Genomic DNA, 5,894 nt, shown 5'->3' on the forward strand with positions numbered 1-5,894 from the left:
CTTTATCGCCATCGTCAGTCGGCCGATGATGCTTTACCTTGCACGCGCTGCGATCAGCCTCGTGCGCTCGATCCTGGCGCGCGTGATGCGCGCAATCAGCCAATGGTAGGCAACTGGACGACATGCCAATAAGCAATTGGACGGTACATGAATAGGCAATTGGACGGTACACTGATCGCATCATGGTGACTGCCAAGCCCTTCGACCGTCCTTTGCTGGGCGCGGTGCGCATCGCGCTGGCCGATACGCCGGTGGTCTGCGTGCTCGGACCGCGGCAGTCGGGCAAGACCACGCTGGTGCGACACTTCGAGCCGCGGTATGGCTATATCAGCCTGGACGATCCTGCGACCCTGGCGTTTGCCCAGAGCGATCCCGCCGGTTTCGTGGCCGCGTTGCCGGATCCGGTCATCCTGGACGAAGTGCAGCGCGTCCCCGAGCTGCTTCGCACGATCAAGCTGGCGGTGGATCGTGACCGGCGGCCTGGCCGCTTTCTGCTCACCGGATCGGCCAACCTGTTGCTGCTGCCGCGTCTGGGCGATTCGCTGGCCGGGCGCATGGAAGTGGTGGAGCTGCCGCCGCTGACCGCCGCCGAACAGGCCCGCAAGCCCGGTGGCTTTCTGCTGGCCTTGATCGAGGGCCGCCTGAAACCCTCACTGACAACTGTCGATGGCCCGGGCCTGGCGCAGCTTGCGGCACGCGTGACAGCTGGGGGCTTTCCGGAAACCGTAGCGCGCCCGCCGGCGCGCGCGCGCGAATGGCATCGTCAATACCTGCGCGCGTTGATGAATCGTGACGTGCAGGACATCGCCCGCGTACGCGATGTGCGGGCAGTATCCCGCCTGCTCGAACTGATGGCGCTGCGTACGGCGCAGTTGCTCAATGTTTCCAGCATCGCCAACGAGCTGGACCTGCGCCGTGAAACCGTCGAACACTACCTTGCCGTGTGCGAGCGCCTGTTTCTCGTGCAACGCCTGCCGCCGTGGCATCGCAATCACGCCAAGCGCCTGATCAAGACGCCCAAGGTGCACCTGGTGGACAGCGGCCTGTGCGCCACCCTTTCCGGCCTCACGGCCGAGGATGCGGTCGCCCAACGCGAACGCTTCGGACATCTGCTGGAATCCTTCGTGGTTCAACAACTGCGCGCGCAAGCGGGCTGGACTGCGCCGGAGTTGGACTTCTGGCACTACCGCGACAAGGATCAGGTGGAAGTGGACCTGGTGATCACGCGGGGGCGCGATGTCTGGGGCGTGGAAGTGAAAGCTGCCGCTACCGTCACGCCCGCCGATGGCCGCGGCCTGCGCCGGCTGGCCGAGCAGTGTGGCCATGCCTTCAAGGGCGGCGTCGTGATGCACGCAGGCGACAGCAGCATCAAACTCGATACCGAACATTGCCTGGCCGTGCCCTTGGCGCGGCTTTGGGACATGTGAAGAGGGCCACTTGCCAGACCCGCACCAATCGTGGTGGTTTGATCGGAATACGCGATCATCCCCCGCGCCGGCGGGGATCGCTTTTCCACAGCGAGATCCAATCAATCACGCCCGGGGGCTAGGCGCGCGGCACGCAGATCGGTGAACTCGGCGCGGCCATCCGCCCATTGTTCGGCGGGGATGCGCCAGGCCAGACGCAGGCTGAGCCACTGCGCGCCACAACCCTGCGCCGGCACCTGCACGTCGAAGGCGAAGCCGTGCCACGGCATGCTGCCGCGCATCCGCGCGCTGGCGGCCAGTTGGCGGCCGTTATCGGCACAGCTCAGCACCCATTGCAGGCCGCGGTCGTTCTGCAGGTCGTGCAGCCGCGCCTGCCCGCTCACGCGGTAGCGCCCGGGCGCCAGCACCAGCAGTTGCGCCACCTGGCCCCACAGCGGCGCGCGCTGGTCGAGGAAGCGCACTTGCAGGGCGTTGCCGGTCGCCGTGGCGCGCGGCACTACCGCGATCTCCACGCCGGGCACGTAGCCGATGCGCCAGTCGAAGCCGCGTCCGCTGGGCGGATCGCGGAAATCGCCGTCGAAGATGTTGTCCAGGTGCTGCTGCTGCGCGGGCGGCAGGCTTTCGACCCAGGCCAGATACGCCGGCAGCCAGCGCTGCTGCCCGATCAGGCGGTCGAGATAGGCCGACCAGTCGGCCGCGTCCAGCGTGCCGGGCAACGCGCGCAGCGCCGCGAACAACGCTTGCACGGAAGCATTGGCGGCGACGGGCTGCGCGCAGGCCCAGCGGAAGAAGTCTCCGCCCCAGGGCGGATGCGCCGCGAACACCGCGCGATAGGCCGGCGCGGCGCCCGGCGCGCGGGCCAGCGCCAGCAGTTGCGGATACAGGCGCGCACCAAATATGGGGTGCACGCGCAGGATGGCGTCCAGATGCCACAGCGCCGCTTCGAGATGCCCGTCGCGCAGCGCCGCGGCCGCCAGCCAGGCCTGCGTGGCGGCGTCGCGCGGATCGAGGCGCGCGGCGATGCGCAAGCGCGCTTCGGCGCTGGCGCTGGCGCCGCGCTGCAGGGCGACCTCGGCCAGCACGCGATAGGCATCGGCGGCCAGCGGCGAATCGACCAGCGCGGCACGCGCCAGCCGCGTGGCCGCGTCCGTGTCGCCCGCATCGAACCGTTGCTGCGCCCAATCGGCGGCCGCGGCGGCGGACTGCGGCGCCCAGGCGTGTGCCGTGGCGGGATCGCTGTGCAGCCGCTGCATGGACAGGGTCAAACCCAGCAGTTGCCAGCCGAGCAACGCGGCGACCAGCAGCGCGGCGATGGCGCGCACGGCGATGGCGGCCGAATGGCTCACCGCGGCGGGGTCATCACGGCGACGCACTCGCGCACGCCGCGCGTGCCATGCATCCGTCGCGGTCCACGGTCACGCCACCGCCAGCGCCCGCCGCGACTTCACGCGCAAACGCCGCGCGCCGCGATTCAGGCGTTGCGGCGACTCGTCTTGCCGCCATGGGCATCACCGTAGTCATAGCTGTAGCCATAGCCGTACGCGCCGTGCCGCGCGTCGAGTTTGGTAATCGCGGCGCCGACCACGCGCGCGCGCGCCGCGCGCAGGCGCTTGAGCGCGTCGCGGATGTGGTCGATGCGCGCGCCGCCGGCCTCGATGACCAGCAAGGTGCCGGCCGCGCAATGACCCAGCACCGGGGCGTCGGCCAGCCCGAGCACCGGCGGGCTGTCGAGGATCACCAGGTCGTATTCGGCCTGCGCCTCGGCGAGCAGGGTGGCCAGGCGCGGCCCGGCCAGCAGCTCGGCGGGATTCGGCGGCAGCGGCCCGCAGGCGAGCAGCGCCGGGCCGTTGTCACCGCCGACCACCGCCTCGCGCCAGGTCAGCGCGCCGGCCAGCACGTTGCTCAGGCCGCGGCTGTTGTCGGCCGCGCCGAGATTGTGCTGCGCGGGATTGCGCATGTCGGCGTCGACCAGCAGCACGCGCCGTCCCATCTGCGCGAAGCTCTGCGCCAGCGCCAGGGCGGTGGTGCTCTTGCCCTCACCCGGGCGCGTGCTGGTGACCAGCAATGAACGCGGCACGCCGTCGGCGGTGGCGAACTGCAGCGCGGTGCGCGCCGAGCGGTAGGCCTCGGCCAGCGCCGAGCGCGGATCTTGCAGCGCCTGCTCCGGCGTGCCCGCGCGCGCCAGCGGGATGATGCCGAGCACAGCCAGACCGAGTTTCTGCTCGGCGTCGGTCGCCAGGTGCACGGTGTCGTCGAGATGGTCCAGCACCAGGGCCGCGGCGATGCCGGCGAACAGCCCCAGCAGCAAGCCGATGGTCAGATTCAACTTCAGCCGCGGCCGGTAACGGACCATGGGCGGCTCCGCCCGATCCACCACCGAGATGTTGTTGATGCCGACGCCGCCGGCGACGCCGATTTCCTTGTAGCGCTGCAGGATGGCGTCGTAGAGCTGGCGGTTGGTGTCCACCTCGCGCTTGAGGATGTTGTAGCGGATGCTGCGCTGCTCGAGATTCAGCACCTGCTGGCGCAGGTCGGCCACGCGCTGGCGCAGTAGCGTCTCGCGCGCCTTGGCCGCCGCGTAGGCGCTCTGCACCGAACCGCGCACCAACGCCGTGCGCGCGGCGATCTGCCGGTGGATTTCATCCAGCTTGGCGTGCAACTGCAGCATGGCCGGGAACGCCGGTTTGTAGATGCGCAACTGGTCCTGGTACTTGGCCTGGTCCTCGGCGTAGGCCTGCTGCAGCTTCTCGATGACCGGGTCGCCCAGCACCTGCGCGATCTGGTCGGCGGGCGCGCCCTGCAGTTGGCGCCACTTGGCCTCGGCCTTGTAGCGATCCTGCTCGGCCTGCGCCAGCGCGACGTTGAGCTGCTCGAGCTGCTGCCCGACCAGGCTTTGTCGATCGCTGATGTTGACGATCTCGTGCTTCTGCGCGAACGCCACCAGCTCCTTGTCGGAATCCTCGAGGCGCAGCTTGAGCTGCTGCAGGCGGTCCTGCAGGTACTGCTTGGCGTAGCCCGAGGCGGCCATGCGCCGGTCGAGGTTGGAGCGGATGAACTGGTCGGCGTAGACGTTGGCGATGCGCGCGGACAGCCGCGGATCGGGCGTGTCCACGGACACGGTGACCAGCTTGGAGTTGAGCACTGGCTGCACCGAGACCATGTGCAGCAGCGCACCGGCATCGGCGCGCAGTTGGTCAATCTGGTCGGGCTTGCGCGCCGAGGCGCCGTGCAGAAAACCCAGCAGGCGCGCCAGCGGCGAGGGCCGCAGCAGGCCCTGGAACGCCGCGTCGTGCTGCAGATCCATCGCCACCACCACGCGCCGCGCCAGCGAATGGCTCTTCAGCAGGTCGTACTGGGTCTGGTAGAAGGTCTGGTCATTGAGCGACTCGACCGGCTGGAAGCCCTGCACCTGCACGACGTTGACGGTGTCGCGGTTGATCTGCAGCGTGGTGTCGGCGCGGAAGATGGGCGTGGCCAGCAGGGTCAGGATCAGCGCGATCAGCACGCACAGGCCGGTGGCGCCGAGGATCAACCAGCGCCGGCCGAGCAGCGCGCGCCAGTAGGCCTGCAGATCGATGTCGTCATCGCCCGGCGCGCCGCCATCGGGCATGCGCGCGCCCGCTTCGGGGACGGTCTCCGTGTCGAGAGGATTGGGTGTCATGCAAAGTCCATGTCGGTGCGGGGCATCGCCGGGGCGGACCGGCGGGTCAGAGCTTGTAGGCCTGGAAGTAGATGAAACCGCGCATGTTGTCGATGATCGCCTTCAGCGTCGACTTCAGGCCCGATTCGTCGACCACGATGATGTCGTCGGGATACAGCGTGGGATCGATCATCGTGCCGGCGCGGATCTGGTCGAGGTCGAAACGCGCGGCCATCGGCTTGCCGCCGATGGTGCGGAAGATCACCACCCGGCTGTAGTTGGCCAGCGTGGTCGGGCCTTGGGCCATGGCGATGGCCTGCAGCAGGTTCATCTGCCCGAGCATGGGATAGACGCCGGGCTTGTGCACGGCGCCGTCCACGGTGAAGCGCTCGTTGGCGGCCTTGTCCAGGAACACCGAAACCTGCGGATCCTGCAGGTAGGTCTCGGCCAGCCGTTGCGTGATCGCCTGCCGCGCCTGGTTGACGGTCAGGCCGCCGACCTTGACCACGCCGGCCAGCGGCAGGTCGATGTCGCCGATGCCGTCGACGCGTGCCTTGACCTTGTTGAAATCCTTGACCTGGAACACGCTGACCTCGAGCAGGTCGCCGGACCCCAGGCGGTACTGCCGCGCCTCTGGCCCCAGCAGCGCGGCCGGATTGAAGGCGCGAGCACCGGGGGACACCATCGGCACCGCGCTGTTGGAAGAGGGATTCGAGGCGCAGGCGGCCAGCAGCAGCATGCCGCAGACAAGCAGCGCGGTCCTCAGTGTCACGTGGCCCATCGCGGCTCCCTTGGTGGATGCGGGTCGCGACCCGCGCAGTGCATCA

4 protein-coding genes are annotated in these 5,894 nt (G+C 69.0%); 1 reads left to right on the forward strand and 3 read right to left on the reverse strand.

Translation table 11 applies throughout. The features are described 5' to 3' along the window. Positions 1 to 182: 182 nt before the first annotated feature. Complete coding sequence (locus tag ACYDAT_RS15460; protein WP_461451268.1) at positions 183 to 1,427, forward strand: ATP-binding protein; 1,245 nt, start codon at positions 183 to 185, stop codon at positions 1,425 to 1,427. 101 nt (positions 1,428 to 1,528) lie between these two features. On the opposite strand, the gene ACYDAT_RS15465 is transcribed toward ACYDAT_RS15460, so the two are convergent. From ACYDAT_RS15465 to ACYDAT_RS15475, 3 genes are all read right to left on the reverse strand, one after another. Then, positions 1,529 to 2,800, reverse strand: coding sequence for a tetratricopeptide repeat protein (locus ACYDAT_RS15465; protein WP_461451270.1), 1,272 nt, complete (start codon positions 2,798 to 2,800; stop codon positions 1,529 to 1,531). 98 nt (positions 2,801 to 2,898) lie between these two features. Further along, positions 2,899 to 5,088, reverse strand: coding sequence for a GumC family protein (locus ACYDAT_RS15470; RefSeq protein ID WP_461451272.1), 2,190 nt, complete (start codon positions 5,086 to 5,088; stop codon positions 2,899 to 2,901). A 46-nt stretch (positions 5,089 to 5,134) separates the two neighbouring features. Next, positions 5,135 to 5,894: polysaccharide biosynthesis/export family protein (locus ACYDAT_RS15475; protein WP_461451274.1), on the reverse strand; the 760-nt coding region annotated here is incomplete at its 5' end.

The organism is Metallibacterium sp., assembly GCF_054637675.1.

Bases quoted from the DNA above. Each gene is read 5' to 3' on its own strand.
- ACYDAT_RS15460 (WP_461451268.1), top strand. From the start codon at position 183: ATGGTGACTGCCAAGCCCTTCGACCGTCCTTTGCTGGGCGCGGTGCGC.
- ACYDAT_RS15470 (WP_461451272.1), bottom strand. From the start codon at position 5,088: ATGACACCCAATCCTCTCGACACGGAGACCGTCCCCGAAGCGGGCGCG.